The 16,464-nt window shown below is 71.6% G+C and carries 17 protein-coding genes; 15 read left to right on the top strand and 2 right to left on the bottom strand.

Going from position 1 to position 16,464, the window contains the following annotated elements; genetic code table 11:
* The first annotated feature begins 63 nt into the window (after positions 1–63).
* The 14 genes from ACIRS4_RS11680 to ACIRS4_RS11745 all read left to right on the top strand — a co-directional run bounded on the left by ACIRS4_RS11680 (position 64) and on the right by ACIRS4_RS11745 (position 13,959).
* A complete protein-coding gene (locus ACIRS4_RS11680) occupies positions 64–1,071 on the top strand; it encodes an FKBP-type peptidyl-prolyl cis-trans isomerase (protein WP_404193501.1) in 1,008 nt (335 codons plus the stop codon).
* 60 nt (positions 1,072–1,131) lie between these two features.
* Positions 1,132–1,503: an FKBP-type peptidyl-prolyl cis-trans isomerase gene (locus ACIRS4_RS11685; protein WP_015661657.1), complete on the top strand. Its 372-nt coding sequence runs from the start codon at positions 1,132–1,134 to the stop codon at positions 1,501–1,503.
* 153 nt (positions 1,504–1,656) lie between these two features.
* Positions 1,657–2,610, top strand: a complete 954-nt coding sequence (locus ACIRS4_RS11690) for a helix-turn-helix transcriptional regulator (protein ID WP_404193505.1) — start codon at positions 1,657–1,659, stop codon at positions 2,608–2,610.
* Positions 2,611–2,628: 18 nt separating this feature from the next.
* The gene (locus ACIRS4_RS11695; protein ID WP_404193508.1) at positions 2,629–3,879 is read left to right on the top strand and encodes a WYL domain-containing protein; all 1,251 of its coding nucleotides are present in this window, start codon (positions 2,629–2,631) and stop codon (positions 3,877–3,879) included.
* 43 nt (positions 3,880–3,922) lie between these two features.
* Positions 3,923–4,153, top strand: a complete 231-nt coding sequence (locus ACIRS4_RS11700) for a hypothetical protein (RefSeq protein ID WP_404194018.1) — start codon at positions 3,923–3,925, stop codon at positions 4,151–4,153.
* A gap of 20 nt (positions 4,154–4,173) precedes the next feature.
* The gene (locus ACIRS4_RS11705) at positions 4,174–4,368 is read left to right on the top strand and encodes a hypothetical protein (RefSeq protein ID WP_404193511.1); all 195 of its coding nucleotides are present in this window, start codon (positions 4,174–4,176) and stop codon (positions 4,366–4,368) included.
* A 264-nt stretch (positions 4,369–4,632) separates the two neighbouring features.
* Positions 4,633–4,917 carry a Sec-independent protein translocase subunit TatA gene (gene tatA / locus ACIRS4_RS11710; RefSeq protein ID WP_352247816.1) on the top strand — a complete coding sequence of 95 codons (285 nt, stop codon included), beginning with the start codon at positions 4,633–4,635 and terminating at the stop codon, positions 4,915–4,917.
* A gap of 47 nt (positions 4,918–4,964) precedes the next feature.
* Positions 4,965–5,909, top strand: coding sequence for a twin-arginine translocase subunit TatC (tatC, locus tag ACIRS4_RS11715; protein WP_404193514.1), 945 nt, complete (start codon positions 4,965–4,967; stop codon positions 5,907–5,909).
* 113 nt (positions 5,910–6,022) lie between these two features.
* A complete protein-coding gene (locus tag ACIRS4_RS11720) occupies positions 6,023–8,872 on the top strand; it encodes a DEAD/DEAH box helicase (RefSeq protein WP_404193517.1) in 2,850 nt (949 codons plus the stop codon).
* A 371-nt stretch (positions 8,873–9,243) separates the two neighbouring features.
* Complete coding sequence (locus tag ACIRS4_RS11725) at positions 9,244–10,887, top strand: ATP-binding protein (protein ID WP_404193519.1); 1,644 nt, start codon at positions 9,244–9,246, stop codon at positions 10,885–10,887.
* A complete protein-coding gene (locus ACIRS4_RS11730; RefSeq protein ID WP_404193522.1) occupies positions 10,884–11,291 on the top strand; it encodes a roadblock/LC7 domain-containing protein in 408 nt (135 codons plus the stop codon). The genes ACIRS4_RS11725 and ACIRS4_RS11730 overlap by 4 nt, the downstream gene beginning before the upstream one ends.
* Complete coding sequence (locus ACIRS4_RS11735; RefSeq protein WP_404193525.1) at positions 11,288–11,710, top strand: DUF742 domain-containing protein; 423 nt, start codon at positions 11,288–11,290, stop codon at positions 11,708–11,710. Before ACIRS4_RS11730 ends, ACIRS4_RS11735 begins: the two co-directional genes overlap by 4 nt.
* The gene (locus ACIRS4_RS11740; RefSeq protein ID WP_404193527.1) at positions 11,691–12,311 is read left to right on the top strand and encodes a GTP-binding protein; all 621 of its coding nucleotides are present in this window, start codon (positions 11,691–11,693) and stop codon (positions 12,309–12,311) included. The genes ACIRS4_RS11735 and ACIRS4_RS11740 overlap by 20 nt, the downstream gene beginning before the upstream one ends.
* 85 nt (positions 12,312–12,396) lie before the next feature.
* Positions 12,397–13,959 carry a cytochrome P450 gene (locus ACIRS4_RS11745; protein WP_404193530.1) on the top strand — a complete coding sequence of 521 codons (1,563 nt, stop codon included), beginning with the start codon at positions 12,397–12,399 and terminating at the stop codon, positions 13,957–13,959.
* Here the strand turns inward: ACIRS4_RS11745 and ACIRS4_RS11750 are convergent.
* Complete coding sequence (locus ACIRS4_RS11750) at positions 13,953–14,924, bottom strand: RluA family pseudouridine synthase (RefSeq protein WP_404193532.1); 972 nt, start codon at positions 14,922–14,924, stop codon at positions 13,953–13,955. The two genes, ACIRS4_RS11745 and ACIRS4_RS11750, sit on opposite strands and share 7 nt — an antisense overlap.
* An 87-nt stretch (positions 14,925–15,011) precedes the next feature.
* Here ACIRS4_RS11750 and ACIRS4_RS11755 point away from each other — a divergent pair, with 87 nt between their 5' ends.
* On the top strand, positions 15,012–15,593 hold the full coding sequence (locus tag ACIRS4_RS11755) for a GNAT family N-acetyltransferase (protein ID WP_404193535.1): 582 nt from the start codon (positions 15,012–15,014) through the stop codon (positions 15,591–15,593).
* Between the two features lie 9 nt (positions 15,594–15,602).
* Here the strand turns inward: ACIRS4_RS11755 and ACIRS4_RS11760 are convergent, their stop codons facing one another.
* Positions 15,603–16,448 carry a siderophore-interacting protein gene (locus ACIRS4_RS11760; RefSeq protein ID WP_404193538.1) on the bottom strand — a complete coding sequence of 282 codons (846 nt, stop codon included), beginning with the start codon at positions 16,446–16,448 and terminating at the stop codon, positions 15,603–15,605.
* Positions 16,449–16,464 lie beyond the last annotated feature (16 nt).

Below are 16,464 nucleotides of genomic sequence, written 5' to 3' on the forward strand. Positions count from 1 at the left end.
GCGTGGGTCAGTAAGGTAGCGCGCACTCCATCAGCAAGATCGACCGATTACGAGGCCTTCACCGTGCGCCGACGCTCACTCATTCTCGCCGCCGTCCCCGCAGGACTGGTCTCGCTCGCCGGATGCGGCGACGAGAAGTCCGACTCGTCGAGCGCGGCGGACGGCACTGCGTCGCCTTCCGCCTCGGCGCCTTCGGCGGCGCCGTCGCCGAAGATCGTCGACGGGCCGTTGCCGGCCATCACGGCGGGCACGAAGTTCGGTGAGAAGCCGACGGTCGCCAAGGGCTCCGGTGAGCCGTCCGACCAGCTCGCGGTCAAGACGGTCATCGCGGGCGGCGGGCGCACGGTCGCGGAGAACGACTACGTCCAGGCGAACTACCTGGGGCAGATCTGGTCCACCGCGAAGGTGTTCGACAACTCCTACGACCGCAAGACGCCGCTGCTGATCCAGCTGGCGCAGGGCAGCATCATCGACGGCTGGCGGTACGCGCTGTCGGGGAAGAAGACGGGCAGCCGCGTGGAGTTCTCCGTCCCGCCGACCTGGGGTTACGGCACGGAGGGCAATGCGCAGGCCGGTATCAAGGGCACCGACACGCTGGTCTTCGTGGTGGATCTGGAGGCCACGTTCAACGGCCGGAGCTCCGCCGAGGGCAAGGACGTCCCGCAGACGGACGCGGCGCTGCCCCGGATCGGCACGAACACCGACGGCAAGGCGCCCTCCGTGAAGATCCCGAAGTCCAGCCCGCCGAAGGGGCTCGTGTCGAACTACGTCATCGAGGGCGACGGTGAGGTGGTCAAGGCGGAGAACACCCTGTTGGTCCAGTACCAGGGCGTGTTGTGGGAGACGGGCAAGACGTTCGACTCGACGTACGCGCGGGGCGAGCTGACCTCGTTCCCGCTGCAGAACGTGGTCAAGGGCTGGTCGCAGGGGCTGACCGGGAAGAAGGTGGGCAGCCGGGTCGTCATCGTGATCCCGCCGTCGCTGGGTTACGGCGACAGCCCGCCCGCGGGCAGCGGCATCAAGAAGGACTCCACGATGGTGTTCACGGTGGACATCCTCGCGAAGATGTGACGCCGTCGTGATGTAAGACTGGGGCGTTGCCTTTCCGCGAAACCAGCAGGAGCGTTAGACGTGAGCATCGACAAGCCCGAGATCGACTTCCCGGGCGGCGAGCCCCCGGCGGACCTCGAGATCAAGGACATCTGGGAGGGCGACGGCGAGGTGGCGCAGGCCGGCCAGACCGTCACCGTGCACTACGTCGGTGTCGCCTTCAGCACCGGTGAGGAGTTCGACGCCAGCTGGAACCGCGGTACGCCGTTCCGGTTCCCGCTCGGCGGCGGCCGTGTCATCAAGGGCTGGGACCAGGGTGTGCAGGGCATGAAGGTCGGCGGTCGTCGTCAGCTGACCATCCCGGCCCACCTCGCCTACGGCAACCAGAGCCCGACCCCGGCGATCCAGCCCGGCGAGACGCTGATCTTCGTGGTGGACCTGCTCGGGGTCTGAGCCGCGTACGACGTCCCGGTCGATCACCGTGTGACCGATCGTGATCATCTGGAGCCCATGCCTGTCCGGGCATGGGCTCTCGGCTTTTGCCGGGGCACCGCGGAGCGGTACGGTCATCCGTCAGAAGCACCATAGGGAAGGCGAAGGGCGTCGATGGCCATTGCCAAGGCCGAGCGGCTGATGAACCTGGCGCTGTGCCTGCTGGGGACACGGCGGCCGCTCAGCAAGCGCGAGCTGCGTGAGTCCGTCGAGGCCTATCTGGAAGCGGGGAGCGACGACTCCTTCAACCGGATGTTCGAGCGCGACAAGGACGACCTGCGCGAGCTGGGCCTCGTCATCGAGACGGTGGAGAGCCTGGACGGGGAGGTCGGCTACCTCGCCCGCCGGGACAGCAACAGCCTGCCGCCGATCACCCTGGACGCCGAGGAGGCCGCCGCGCTGGGGCTGGCCGCCAAGGTGTGGCAGCAGGCCAGGCTCGCCGGCGCCGCCAGCGGCGCCCTGCAGAAGCTGCGCGCCGCCGGACTTCCCGAGGACGTCGACCCCTACGAGGCGCACGGCGCGCTGGAGCCGCGCATCCCGGTGCACGAGGCCGCGTTCGAGCCGTTGATGCTGGCCTGCCGCGACCGCCGCCCCGTCGTCTTCGACTACCGCAAGGCCACCGCCGCCCGCCCCGAGCCCCGGCATGTCGAGCCGTGGGCGCTGGAGTGCTGGCGCGGCCACTGGTACCTGGCGGGCTTCGACCGCGACCGGGGCGCCGAGCGGGTCTTCCGGCTGTCGCGGATCACCGGCAAGGTCCGCTCGCGCGGCGGCCGCTTCACCGCCCCCGTCCCCGACGTCGTCACCGTCCGCGAGACCGTCGCGAGCTGGGCGGGGGAGAGCGCCGACCGCAGCGCGCGGATCCGGCTGCGCAAGGACGCCGGGTACCCCTTGCGGGCGAAGGCCACGGCGGTCAGGGAACTCGGCGACGGCTGGGACGAGTTGGAGATTCCGTACGGGCACGGGCTGGACGCGTGGCTGGTGGAGTTCGGACCGGACGTGGTGGTCCTGGAGCCCGCGGAGCTGCGGGCCGACGTGGTGGACCGGCTGCGTGCCGTGGCCATGGGCTGAGGGGGAGCGGAAGAGAACGTGGCAGGAAAACCGGTCAGGCCCGCGAACGCCATCGACCAGACCCGGCGGATGCTCTCGCTGGTGACGTATCTGCGCGAGCGCCCCGGCGCGCGTATCGAGGACGTCGCGCGCGCCTTCGGCATCACCGAGGACGAACTGGTCTGCGACCTCGACGTGCTGCCCATGTGCGGCACCAGTTTCAGGGGCGGCGATCTCCTGGACATCGACACCGACGGCGAGCGCATCTGGTGGCACAACCCCGCCGCGCTCGGCGCGGAGGCCGCCGAGCCGCTCAGGCTGGCCGCCGACGAGGCGACCGCGCTGCTGGTCGCCGCGCGGGCCGTGGCGACCCTGCCCGGGCTGCGCGAGGGCGACCGCCAGGCGCTGCTGCGGGCCACCGCGAAGGTGGAGACCGCGGCCGGCGAGGCGGCCGGCGCCAGCTCCCGGCTGTCGGTCACGTTCGAGTCCGAGGGCGGCGTCTTCGCCGACGTCGACCGGGCGATCTCCGAGCGGCGCCGACTGTGGATCAGGTACTACTCGCCCGCCCGCGACGAGCTCACCGAACGCGAGATCGACCCGATCCGCCTGGTCAGCGTCGGGCACACGTACGTGGAGGCGTGGTGCCGCCGCTCGGAGGCGCGCCGCACCTTCCGGCTGGACCGGGTGGCCGAGATCCGCATCCTCGACGAGCCGTCCGCGCCGCCCGAGATCGAACTGCGGGACCTGTCGGAGGCGCTGGTGCAGCCGGCCGCCGAGGACCCGGAGGTCGTCGTCGAGACCGGCCCCGGTGGCCGGTGGGTCGCCGAGTACTACCCCCACGACAGCGCCGAGGAACTCCCCGACGGCGGCCTGCGCATCACGCTGCGCACGCCGGATCCGGCGTCGCTGCGCCGCCTGGCCCTCCGCCTCGGGCGCGACGGCCGGATCGTCTCCCCCGAGGCGCTCGCCGACAGCGCCCGCCACGCGGCCCGCGAGGCCCTCGCCGCGTACGAGGGGATCGAGGCGCAGGACTCACCGCCGGCGGCCGCCGGCACGGCCCGCCGGCCCTCGCCCGGCGACGGCGTGGCCGCCACCGAGCGGACCCCCGAGCCGGCCCGCGCCCCCGCCGGTGAACCGGCCGACGCTCCGGCGGGCGGGCCGGACACCGCTCCGGCCGGTGAGGCCGTCCTCGGGGCGGCGGCTGTCGCCGGCCCGGGTGGTGCCGGGCCCGGGGGAGCACGAGGAGCGGGCCTGGGCATCGGCGGCGCCGGGGGGCGGGGTCTTGAGTGAGCCCGGGGGCCGAGGGGTCTCGGTGGCCGCGGCCTTCGCGGGGATGCGCGGCGCCGACCCCGTCGTGTTCCGGGCCGGTTGTCCCGACTGCCGGGGCCGGTTCGAGCTCGCGGCGGGCGCGCTGCGTCTGGTGCTCGGGGCGTCCAGCCGCACCACGTTCTACTCCTTCACCTGTCCCGACTGCGGCGCGGCCGTGCGCAAGCCGGCGGGGGAGCGGATCGTCGAGCTGCTCACCGGCGGCGGCGTGCGGACCCTGCGGCTCCACACGCCGTAGGACGGTCTAGGCTCGGCGGCATGTTCTGGCCGATGTTCGCGGTAGCCATGGGGTTCCTGGGTCTCGTCGTGCTCGCGGTGTTCGCGGTGCGGGTGTTCCAGGAGGCGCAGTGTCTGGGACGGCAGGTGGAGGACTCCGCCCGTCGTATCAACAGGGCGGCGGAGGAACTCGAGCGGGCGTCGCTGAGCGCGGCGCGCGCCGCCGACTCCCTGTGAGTGGGGCGGGCCGTTCCCGTGAGTGCCGCCCCCGCGACGCGTTTTGGGCCACTTCGACCTCCCGGCGCGGCCGTTGCGGCAGGTACGCTGCTGGTCGTGGTCCCGAAAACGAGGCCAGGACCGCCGACCGGGAGTACGCACGGGGATTGCCTCACGTTTACCCCTGAGCGTTACGATCGCTGTGAACACGATCGTTCGGACACATGTCCGACCGGTCGGACACAGCACCCCCACCCAGCCGCCTCGGTGAGAAGGTAAAGACTTATGTTCGGAAGGCTCGGCGCCCCCGAGATCATTCTCATCCTCGTCGTCATCATCCTGCTGTTCGGCGCGAAGAAGCTTCCGGACATGGCCCGCTCGCTCGGCAAGTCCGCGCGCATCCTCAAGAGCGAGGCCAAGGCGATGAAGGAAGACGGCAGCAGCACGGCGACTCCGGCGGGCCCGCCCAACCCCGGCGACCAGGCTTCGCAGCGCACCATCCAGGCCGCCCCCGGCGACGTGACCAGCTCGCGTCCGGTCAACGAGCCGACGGACACCACCAAGCGCTGACGCCGGGCCGGACGCCACCGGCTCGCCGCACGAGATGAGGACGTGGGTTGCTCAAGTCTGCCCGCAAGCAGCAGAAGGATCCCGAGGGGCGGATGCCCCTCGTGGAGCACCTTCGTGAGCTGCGCAACCGGCTCGGGAAGTCGGTCCTGGCGATCGTGATCGCGGCCGTCGTGGCCGCCGTCTACTACCAGGACATCATCAACCTCCTCACTGAGCCCATCCAGAAGTCGGTGGGCTGCAGGACGCCGTTCTCCGAGCTGGCCAAGCAGGGCGAGGGAGTCTGCGGCAACATCACGATGTCGGGCCTCATGGGCCCGTTCACGCTGATGATCAAGGTGTCGCTGACCGCCGGCGTGGTGATCGCCAGCCCGGTGTGGCTCTACCAGCTCTGGGCGTTCATCGCGCCCGGCCTGCACAAGCACGAGCGGAAGTACGCCTACGGCTTCGTGGCCAGCGGCGTCCCCTTGTTCCTCGCGGGCGCCTGGTTCTCGTACCACGTGCTGCCCGCGGCGGCGACCGTGCTGCTGGAGTTCACGCCGTCGTCAGCGGTCAACCTTCTGCCGCTGGACGAACTGCTCGACCTCGTGACCCGCATGGTGATCGTCTTCGGGCTCTCCTTCGAGTTGCCCCTGCTGCTGGTCATGCTCAACATGACGGGGATGATCGGCGGCCGCCGGATGCTGGGCTGGTGGCGGGGCATGATCATGGGGGTCACCGTCTTCGCCGCGTTCGCCACGCCGACGGTCGACCCGGTCTCGATGCTGTCGCTCGCCGCGCCGATCATCGCGCTGTACTTCCTCGCCACCGGCTTCGCCCTGCTCAACGACCGCCGCAGGCGCCTGCGGGACGCCGAGGGCCCCGCCGACGACGAGGCGTCCGAGCTGGACCTCACCCCCGAGGACATCGGCGAGATCGAACAGGTGCCGGCCGCCCGGGCCCTCCCCGAGCAGACGTCCCGGGAACGGGTCAACGGCTACGACGACGTCACCTGACGCCGCCCCCGAGCGACCGAAGGGCCGGACGGATTCCGTCCGGCCCTTCGCCGTGCCCGCACACCCTCACCTGACCTGCACGGATCTCATGTTTGATGAGATGGATCCGGATAATGATCGTCCTGTTGTCAGTGACGCCCGGTACGCTCGAAAGCACGATGACAGAGGACCTCTCACCGGCCGAGCGGTACGCGGCTGCGCGCAGGCGCGCGGTCGAGCAGGCCACCGCACTCGCGTCCTTCCGCGAGATGTACGACTTCGGCCTCGACCCCTTCCAGGTCGAGGCGTGCCAGGCGCTCGAGGCGGGCAAGGGCGTCCTGGTGGCCGCCCCCACCGGCTCGGGCAAGACGATCGTGGGCGAGTTCGCCGTCCACCTCGCCCTCCAGCAGGGCAAGAAGTGCTTCTACACGACACCCATCAAGGCGCTGTCGAACCAGAAGTACTCCGACCTGTGCCGGCGCTACGGCGCCGACAAGGTCGGTCTGCTCACCGGCGACAACAGCGTCAACTCCGACGCCCCCGTGGTCGTGATGACCACCGAGGTGCTGCGGAACATGCTCTACGCAGGCTCGCAGACGCTCCTCGGGCTCGGATACGTGGTGATGGACGAGGTGCACTACCTCTCCGACCGCTTCCGGGGCGCGGTCTGGGAGGAAGTGATCATCCACCTGCCCGAGTCGGTCACCCTGGTCTCGCTCTCCGCGACCGTGTCCAACGCCGAGGAGTTCGGCGACTGGCTCGACACGGTCCGCGGCGACACCGAGGTGATCGTCTCCGAGCACCGGCCCGTGCCGCTGTTCCAGCACGTGCTGGCCGGGCGGCGCATGTACGACCTGTTCGAGGAGGGCGAGGGCCACAAGAAGGCCGTCAACCCCGACCTCACACGGCTGGCCCGCATGGAGGCGAGCCGGCCCTCCTACCAGGACCGCCGGCGCGGCCGGATGCGTGAGGCCGACCGGGAGCGCGACCGCCGGCAGCGCTCACGGGTGTGGACGCCGGGCCGGCCCGAGGTGATCGAACGGCTCGACGCCGAGGGGCTGCTGCCCGCCATCACGTTCATCTTCAGCCGCGCCGCCTGCGAGGCGGCGGTCCAGCAGTGCCTGCACGCCGGACTGCGCCTCAACGACGACGAGGCCCGGGCGCGGGTCCGCGCCCTCGTCGAGGAACGCACCGCCGCCATCCCCCACGAGGACCTGCACGTCCTCGGCTACTACGAGTGGCTCGAGGGACTGGAGCGCGGCATAGCCGCCCACCACGCGGGCATGCTGCCGACGTTCAAGGAGGTCGTCGAAGAGCTGTTCGTGCGCGGTCTGGTCAAGGCCGTCTTCGCGACCGAGACGCTCGCCCTGGGCATCAACATGCCCGCCCGCTCGGTGGTGCTGGAGAAGCTCGTCAAGTGGAACGGCGAACAGCACGCCGACATCACCCCCGGCGAGTACACCCAGCTCACCGGCCGCGCGGGCCGGCGCGGCATCGACGTCGAGGGACACGCCGTCGTGCTGTGGCAGCGCGGCTCCAGCCCCGAGCACCTCGCCGGACTCGCCGGCACCCGCACCTATCCGCTGCGCTCCAGCTTCAAGCCGTCGTACAACATGGCGGTCAACCTGGTCGAGCAGTTCGGGCGGCACCGCTCGCGAGAGCTGCTGGAGACGTCGTTCGCACAGTTCCAGGCGGACCGGTCGGTCGTCGGGATCTCCCGGCAGGTGCAGCGCAACGAGGAGGGCCTGGAAGGCTACAAGGCCTCCATGACCTGCCACCTCGGCGACTTCGACGAGTACGCGCGCCTGCGCCGTGAACTGAAGGACCGCGAGACCGAGTTGGCCAAGCAGGGCGCCGCCCAGCGGCGCGCCGAAGCGGCGGTCGCGCTGGAGAAGCTCAAGCCGGGCGACGTCATCCACGTCCCCACGGGGAAGTACGCGGGCCTGGCCCTGGTGCTGGACCCGGGCCTGCCCGCCGGCCGGTCCAACGGCCACCGCGGCTTCGACCACCACGACGGGCCGCGCCCGCTGGTGCTCACCGCCGAACGGCAGGTCAAGCGGCTGGCGTCGATGGATTTCCCGGTGCCGGTCGAGGCGCTGGACCGGATGCGGATCCCCAAGACGTTCAACCCGCGCTCGCCGCAGTCCCGCCGGGACCTCGCCTCCGCACTGCGCAGCAAGGCCGGGCACATCACGCCGGAGCGGGCCCGCAAGCAGCGCTCCCAGGCCGCCGACGACCGCGAGATCGCCCGGCTGCGCACCGCGCTGCGCGCCCACCCCTGCCACGGCTGCTCCGACCGGGAGGACCACGCCCGCTGGGCCGAGCGCTACCACCGACTGCTGCGCGACACCTCGCAGCTGGAGCGGCGGATCGAGGGGCGGACCAACACCATCGCCCGCACCTTCGACCGGATCGTCGCGCTGCTGACCGAGCTGGACTATCTGCGTGGCGACGAGGTCACCGAACACGGCAAGCGGCTCGCCCGGCTCTACGGCGAACTGGACCTGCTGGCCAGCGAATGCTTGCGCGCCGGAGTCTGGGAGGGGCTCACCCCCGAGGAACTCGCCGCGTGCGTCTCGGCGTTGGTGTACGAGGCGCGGGTCGGCGACGACGCGATGGCGCCCAAGCTGCCCTCCGGCAAGGCGAAGGCCGCGCTAGGTGAGACGGTGCGGATCTGGGGCCGGCTGGACGCCCTGGAGGAGGAGTTCCGCATCTCCCAGACCGAGGGCGTCGGTCAGCGCGAGCCCGACCTCGGCTTCGCCTGGGCCGCGTACATGTGGGCCTCCGGGAAGGGGCTCGACGAGGTGCTCCGGGAGGCGGAGATGCCGGCGGGGGACTTCGTGCGGTGGTGCAAGCAGGTCATCGATGTGCTGGGGCAGATCGCGGCGGCTTCTTCCGCGGAGGGCTCCACGGTGGCTCGGGCCGCTCGTAAGGCCGTCGATCAGTTGCTGCGGGGGGTTGTGGCCTACTCGTCCGTGGGGTGATGGTGCGTCGGTGGGCGCGGGGAGGTTGTGGCTGGTCGCGCCCGCGCGGCGGAGCCGCGCAGGGGGACGGCCCCGCGCCCCATGTGTGACTTGTCGTGACGCTCGATGTTCTGTGCCCTGTGCCTCACCCGTTGTGGTGAGGCTTTTCGTTTGCCTGGCCTCCGTCACCGCTTGTGTTCGAGTGGCTGCCGAGGGTTTAAATCGTCGACGTTACTCCAGGTGTCGTTGCGGTTTCAGGCGGTTGCCGAATGTGACGCGGCGTTGATCCGGTCGGACTAGGCTCGCCCGCGGCGCACCGAGTTGAGGGGTGATCGTGCGCTTGTTCCCGAATGTTCCGAAGACTCCGACATGTCCCTACCGAGGGTGCCTCTATGGTGAGTGTTCAGTCCCCACCCGGCCGCCGTGAACCGGCGTACGCCCGACCGCTGTTGCTGCCGGTGATACTGATGGCCGCGGCGACCGGAGCCGCCGTCGCCCTGGTCGCGGTCCCGGCGCGGCTCGCCGTCGGCGTGTGCGGAGCCGTCGCCACCCTCCTGGTGACCGCCACCGGCGCCGAATGCGTCCGTCGCGGCAGGCGACTTCGGCGGCTGCGCGCCGAACAGGAGCAGCGCGTCGACCGGTTGGAGCGGCGGATCTACGCCCAGGACGAGCTGAACCTGCGGGTGGCGCGGGAGTTCCTGCCCCGGACGGTGAAGTGGATGCGCAGCGGGCATTCCCCCGCCGAGGTGGTCCGCCATCTCCAGGACACGGAGCCGTCCGCCCGTGACCTGAATGAGGCGCAGAAGGCCCTGCTGCTCGGGGCCTTGGAAGCCGTCGACCACGAGCAGTCGCTGCGCGAGTCCAACCAGCGCTCGTTCGTCAGCATCGCCCGGCGCGTCCAGGCCATCGTCCACCAGCAGGCCGACGAACTGCGGGAGATGGAGGAGGACCACGGGCGCAACCCCGAGGTCTTCGACGACCTGCTGCGCATCGACCACGGCAATGCGATGATCGGCCGTCTCGCCGACTCCATCGGTGTGCTCGGCGGCGGCCGCCCCGGCCGCAGCTGGCCCCGGCCGGTGCCGCTGTACAGCGTGCTGCGCGGCGGCATGTCCCGCATCCTGGAGTACCGGCGCATCCAGCTCAACTCCATCGCCAAGGTCAACATCCGGGGCCTCTCCGTCGAGCCGCTGATCCACGCGCTCGCCGAGCTGCTCGACAACGCCACCCGCTACTCGCCCCCGCAGAGCAAGGTGAACGTCAACGCCGTCGAGGTGCAGACCGGCATCGCCATCGAGATCGAGGACGCCGGCGTCAGCCTCAGCGAGGAGTCCCGCGCCCGGGTCGAGGAGATGCTGGAGCAGGCCAAGGAGGGCGTCGACATCCAGGAGCTGGGCGGCAACCCGCGCCTGGGCATCGCGGTCGTCGGCCGGCTGTGCTCCTCGTTCAACCTGGACGTGGCGCTGCGCAAGTCGGCGTACGGCGGTGTCCGCGCGGTGCTCATGGTGCCGAGCGAGATGATGACCACGGACCCGGCCCCCGGTTTCGCGCACGGCATCGGCGCCACCGCCGTACCCGAGATGACCTTGCACGACGCCGTCGAGGGCCCCAAGCGCGCGCCCAAGAAGCGCCGCCCCACCAGCCCCCGCATTCCCGCCGGGGTCTCGCTGACCGACGACGAGGTCCCCGAGATCACCGAGTGGACGGAGAAGGGGCTGCCGCAGCGCCGCAGCAAGGTGAAGATCCCGCTCACCCAGCGCTACGCCGAGGCGGCCGAGTCCGAACGCCTCGAGCGGGAGGGCACCCCGGACGTCTGGACGCAGGCGGCCCGCGCCGAGGAGGAGGCGGCGGCCAGGCGGAAGTCCGAGCGGAAGAGGTCCGAACCCGGAGTGGCGTTCGAGGCCTTCTGGGAGGGCCTGAAGAAGGACAACCCGGGCGTGCACCCGACGGACTTCACCCGTAATCCGACCGCCTATCTGCACCTGATCGAGGACAAGGCCGAGAACCGGGCCGACGACGAGGGGGACCCCACGTGATCCAGCAGCGCGCCAACTTCGACTGGATGCTCAAGGAGCTCTACAGCGGCGTCCCGGGCATCCACATGATCGTGGTGCTCTCGTCCGACGGTCTGCGCCTGGCCCGCTACGCCGGCGACCCCGACGCCGCCGACCGCGTGGCCGCCGCCTGCGCCGGCCTGCAGAGTCTGGCGGGCGCCGTCGCGCAGGAGATCCCCTCCACCGACGGCGACATGAACCTCGTCGTGATCGAGATGGAGGGCGGCTACTTCTATCTGATGGCCGCCGGCGCCAACGCCTACCTCGCCGTCCTCGCCGACGTGCGCTGCGAGCCCGGCCGGATGAGCGGCATGATGCGCGACCTCGTGGTCCGCATCGGCGCCCATCTGACGAGTCCGCCCCGGCGCGACGGGCAGAGCGTATGACGCCTCCGCGACGCCACCGGCGGCCACCGCTGCCGCAGCCCCACGAACCGCCCGCCGGGGAGCCGGAAGCGGCGCAGGGCGGCGACGACGAGGCGGACAAGCACGTCGAGCGGCTCTACACCATCTCGGCCGGCGACGGCGAACGCGCGCCCCTCGACCTGGTCACGCTGATCGTGACGCATGCCGAACCGCCCTCCTCCGCGACTCCGGAGCAAGTGGCGGTGCTCCGGATGTGCCGGGCCCCGCTCGCGGTGGCCGAGGTGTCGGCCTACCTCGGTCTCCCGTTCAGCGTGGTGACGGTGCTCCTCACCGAGATGCTGGCAGCCGACCTCGTGCACGCGCGCGTCCCGATCGTCCGGCAGCAGCTACCCGACCGTTCCCTCCTCGAAGCGGTGATGCATGGACTTCAACGGCTCTGACGCGATCCCCGGCCCGCGTGTCGAGGACCGTCTGCCGGACACCATCCAGGCGGCGGCCAAGATCGTCATCGTGGGCGGATTCGGCGTCGGCAAGACGACCATGGTCGGCTCGGTCAGCGAGATCAGGCCGCTGACCACCGAGGAGACCATGACCCAGGCCGGCGTCGGCGTCGACGACGACTACGGCTCGGACTCCAAGACGGCCACCACCGTGGCGATGGACTTCGGACGCATCCGCATCACCGACCAGGTCGTGCTCTACCTCTTCGGCACCCCGGGCCAGGAGCGCTTCTGGTTTCTGTGGGACGGCCTGTTCGAGGGCGCGCTCGGCGCGGTCGTCCTGCTCGACACCCGCCGCCTGGAGGTCAGCTACGAGGTCATGGGGCGGCTGGAGGAGCGCTCCGTGCCCTTCGTCGTCGCCGTGAACAACTTCCCCGACGGCCCCCGTCACCCCGTGGAGGACCTGCGCGCCGCGCTCGACCTGCCGCCGTACGTGCCGATCGTGGAGTGCGACGTACGGCGTCGGGCCTCCAGTCGTGACGTGCTGACGACGCTGGTGGGTTTCCTGCAGTCGTTGCAGCTGAGCGGCAGTCTCCGCTGAGCGGCGCGGCTCCCGCGGCGTCCCGCCGCGGCCTTTCGCCCTGACCCCGACCCCGACTCGATTCCCCCCTTCCGGAGCGATCCCAGTGACGCCTGAGAACCCCTCCACGGCAGTCCCTCCCGGCCTGGCCTCGGACGCCGGCCCCGGTCCGGCCCTCGCTGCGCCCCCCGGCTGTCCCGCGCACGGGCGCGGCCCCGGAGGGCTGAAGCGGCTGTACGGTCCCGGCGCCCAGGACCTGAAGGAGCTCTACGAGCAGCTGCGTGAGAAACACGGCCCGGTGGCGCCCGCCCTGCTCCACGACGACGTGCCGGTGTGGGTGGTCCTCGGCCACGCCGAGAACCTGCACATGGTGCGCACCCCTTCGCAGTTCAGCCGGGACAGCCGCCTGTGGACGCCCCTGCTCGACGGCATGGTCAAGCCCGATCACCCGCTGATGCCGCACATCGCCTGGCAGCCGATCTGCGCCCACGCCGAGGGCGACGAGCACAAGAGGCTGCGCGGCGCGGTCACCTCGGCCTTGAAGGCCATCGACGACCGCAGTCTGCGCCGGTACATCAACCGCTCCTCCCAGCGGCTGGTCAACGACTTCTGCGAGAAGGGGCGGGCCGAGCTGATCGGCCGGTTCGTCGAGCACCTTCCCATGGCCGTCATGTGCCACATCCTCGGCATGCCCGACGAGTACAGCGACCGGATGGTCCACGCCGCCCGCGACGCGCTCAAGGGCACCGAGACGGCGATCGCCAGCCATGCCTACGTCATGGAGGCGCTCACCCGGCTCACCGCCCTGCGGCGGGCCCGGCCGGAGGCGGACTTCGCCGGCCATCTCGTCAACGACCCGGCGGGGCTGAGCGACGACGAGGTGAGGGAGCATCTGCGGCTGGTGCTGTTCGCCGCCTACGAGGCCACGGTCAACCTGCTGTCCAACGCGCTGCGCATGGTCCTGACCGACCCGCGGTTCCTCGCCCGGCTCAGCGGCGGGCAGATGACGGTGCCGGAGGCGGTCGAGCAGTCCCTTTGGGACGAACCGCCGTTCAGTACCGTGTTCGCCTACTTCGCCAAGCAGGACACGGAGTTGGGGGGACAGCGCATCAGTAGGGGCGACGGTCTGCTCTTCGCGCCGGCTCCGGGCAACGTCGATCCCCGGGTGCGGCCGGACCTCTCCGCCAACATGCAGGGCAACCGCTCGCACCTCGCCTTCGGGGGCGGTCCGCACGAATGTCCCGGGCAGGACATCGGCCGTGCCATCGCCGAGGTCGGCGTAGACGCGCTGCTGGCGCGACTGCCGGACATCCAACTGGACTGCGAAGAGGACGAGTTGCGCTGGACGACGTCGATCGCGTCACGGCATCTGGTGGCGCTGCCGGTGCACTTCGAGCCGAAGCCGCAGCAGGACGTGATCGCCCAGCCGACGCACGGCGAGGTGCCGCAGCCCCGCGACGGCCTGCCGATGATCCGGCCGTCCACGGCCTGGTCGGCCGCCCCGCCGGAGACTTCCGCGACGGGACCGGCCGGAGCCGGGGAAGACACGGCAGCGGCCGGCGCGCCGACGCGGGGTGCGGCCACAGCGGCCGTCCCCGCCCAGGGCACCGCCGCGCCCGGCCGTCCGAACGCCTGGCGCCGGTTCCTGGCCTGGTGGCGCGGCTACTGACCGCGCCCGCCTCCCGTCCAGTCGTCGTACGACGACCAGGCGGTCAGCGTCCTGCGGCTCCGCAGCCGGTGCCGCGCCCCCGTGAGCGGGTCGGTGAACTCCAGCTCGCGCGCGAGCAGTTGCAGCGGGCGCCGGAAGTCACCGGCCGGTACGGGGTCGGTCACCTCGGGGTAGAGCGGGTCGCCGAGGAGGGGGACGCCCAACGACGTCATGTGGACGCGCAGTTGATGGGTCTGCCCGGTCAGGGGTGTCAGCCGGTAGCGGGCGAGGCCGTCGCCGGGCCGGTGCTCGATCAGCTCGACGAGGCTCACGGCGTTGGGCTCGCCCGGCACCTCGCGGGCGGTCAGTACGCCGCGTTCCTTGACGATCCGGCTGCGCACGGTGACGGGCAGGGTGAGCGACGGGTCGTAGGGGGCGACGGCCTCGTACACCTTGCGGACACGCCGGTCGCGGAACAGGCTCTGATAGGCGCCGCGTTCGTCGGGGCGGACGGTGAACATCACCAGTCCGGCGGTGAGCCGGTCCAGGCGGTGGGCGGCGCCCAGCCCGGGGACGCCCAGCTCGCGGCGCAGCCGCGCCAGCGCGGTCTCGGTGACATGGCTGCCGCGCGGGGTGGTGGCCAGGAAGTGGGGCTTGTCGGCGACGACGAGGTGCGCGTCGCGGTGCACGATCTCCAGGGGGAACGGCACCGGCGTCTCCACGGGCGTCTCCCGGTGGAACCACAGGAACATCCCCGGCGCGTACGCCGTGTCGGCGGGCACCGCCCGCCCGTCGGCGCCGACGATCAGGCCCGCGCGGAACATCTGGTCGACGAGGCCGGCCCGGGCCGCGCCGAACCGTTCCCTGAGGTGCTCGCGCACGGTGGCCCAGCGGCCGCCGTCCCCGCCCGGCAGCCGCACCCGCACCGGATCGACGCCGTCGCGCTGCGGGAGGGGCGAGGGCGGGGGAGGAGTGCGGCGTCTCATCGGGGTCAAGGGTACGGCGGGGTGCGACGGCCGGGGCGGCGGGAAATCCGGTGCGAGGAGCCGGGGCCGGTGGGCAGGATGTGGATCATGCCGTATCTCACTCGTCCGGTCCTGCCCGCCGGAACGCTCGCCCGTATCCCGCAGCCCGTGCTCGCCACCGTCGACGGTCTTCTCCTGCGCCCCTGGCGGATCGAGGACGCGCCCGCCGTCCACGCCGCGTTCCAGGACCCGCTCATGCACCAGTGGCACGTGCGCGCCTGCGACGGCGTGGAGGAGGCCGTCGGCTGGATCGGGGAGTGGACGCGGTCCTGGGGTGAGGAGCGCGACGCGCAGTGGGCCGTCGTGGACGCCGACAGCGACGTGCTGCTGGGGCGGGTGGCGCTGCGGGACATCGTCCTGGCCGACGGTGTGGCCGAGATGGCCTACTGGACCACGGCCGCCTCCCGGGGGCGGGGCGTCGCGGGACGTGCCACGGTCGCGTTGTCCCGCTGGGCGCTCGACGACGTCGGCTTCAACCGCCTGGAACTCCTGCACGCCACGGCCAACGCCGCGTCCTGCCGCGTCGCCGTCAAGTCGGGTTTCGCCGTGGAGGGCACCAAGCGCAGCGCCGTCCTCCATCCCGACGGCTGGCACGACATGCACCTCCACGCCCGGGTGAGGGGCGACTGAGGCGTCGGGTCACGCGGCCGGGGTCGTGGTCTCCTGTTCCGCTTCCACGCGCGCGTTCCACTCGCGTTTGGCGGCCTGCCAGCCGTCCTCGCTGTGGCCGAGACGCCAGTAGCCGGAGATGGAGAGGTCGTCGCGGGGGACGGCGTGGTCGACCCGCAGGAGCCGGCGCAGGTCCTTGACGGTGGCGGCCTCGCCGTGGACGAAGGCGTGCACGCGGCCCTCCGGCCAACGCAGTGCGCGGACGGCTTCGACGAGTTTCTCCCCGAGGGGGCGGTCGCCGCGGTGCAGCCAGACGACCTCCACATCGGAGTCGATCTTCTGCTCCTCCTCGGGGCCGGCCACCTCGATGAAGGCGTGGGCGACGGCGCCGGCCGGGAGCGACTCCAGGGCGGCCGCGATCGCGGGCAGGGCGCTCTCGTCGCCGGCCAGCAGATGCCAGTCGGCGGCCGGGTCGGGGGCGTAGGCGCCGCCGGGGCCCATGAAGTGGACGGTTCCGCCCGGCTGGACGCGCGCGGCCCACGGTCCGGCGAGGCCCTCGTCGCCGTGGAGCACGAAGTCCAGCGTCAGCTCGCGGTGCTCGGCGTCCCAGTGGCGCACGGTGTACGTCCGGGTCACGGGCCACTGCTCGCGGGGGAACTCGGCGCGCACGCGCTCCAGGTCGAAGGGCTCCGGGTAGGTCACGCCCTCGGCGCCGAACAGCAGCTTGACGTAGTGGTCGGTGCAGCCGCCGAGCTCGAACTCCGCGAGGCCCGCGCCGCCGAGGACGATCCGCTGCATGTGCGGGGTGAGCCGTTCGGTCCGAACGACCTGCGCGGAGTGGGGCTTCCGCGGCTTGCGTGCCGGGCGTTCTGCCATGACGGCCTCCCTGCGA

The organism is Streptomyces sp. NPDC101166, assembly GCF_044768125.1.
Lineage (GTDB): Bacteria > Actinomycetota > Actinomycetes > Streptomycetales > Streptomycetaceae > Streptomyces.

Coding starts and splice junctions, on each gene's coding strand:
- ACIRS4_RS11755 (WP_404193535.1), top strand. CDS start 15,012: ATGCCGTATCTCACTCGTCCGGTCCTGCCCGCCGGAACGCTCGCCCGT.
- tatA (WP_352247816.1), top strand. CDS start 4,633: ATGTTCGGAAGGCTCGGCGCCCCCGAGATCATTCTCATCCTCGTCGTC.
- ACIRS4_RS11740 (WP_404193527.1), top strand. CDS start 11,691: ATGGACTTCAACGGCTCTGACGCGATCCCCGGCCCGCGTGTCGAGGAC.
- ACIRS4_RS11760 (WP_404193538.1), bottom strand. CDS start 16,448: ATGGCAGAACGCCCGGCACGCAAGCCGCGGAAGCCCCACTCCGCGCAG.
- ACIRS4_RS11705 (WP_404193511.1), top strand. CDS start 4,174: ATGTTCTGGCCGATGTTCGCGGTAGCCATGGGGTTCCTGGGTCTCGTC.
- ACIRS4_RS11700 (WP_404194018.1), top strand. CDS start 3,923: ATGCGCGGCGCCGACCCCGTCGTGTTCCGGGCCGGTTGTCCCGACTGC.
- ACIRS4_RS11720 (WP_404193517.1), top strand. CDS start 6,023: ATGATCGTCCTGTTGTCAGTGACGCCCGGTACGCTCGAAAGCACGATG.
- ACIRS4_RS11750 (WP_404193532.1), bottom strand. CDS start 14,924: ATGAGACGCCGCACTCCTCCCCCGCCCTCGCCCCTCCCGCAGCGCGAC.
- ACIRS4_RS11690 (WP_404193505.1), top strand. CDS start 1,657: ATGGCCATTGCCAAGGCCGAGCGGCTGATGAACCTGGCGCTGTGCCTG.
- ACIRS4_RS11735 (WP_404193525.1), top strand. CDS start 11,288: ATGACGCCTCCGCGACGCCACCGGCGGCCACCGCTGCCGCAGCCCCAC.
- ACIRS4_RS11725 (WP_404193519.1), top strand. CDS start 9,244: ATGGTGAGTGTTCAGTCCCCACCCGGCCGCCGTGAACCGGCGTACGCC.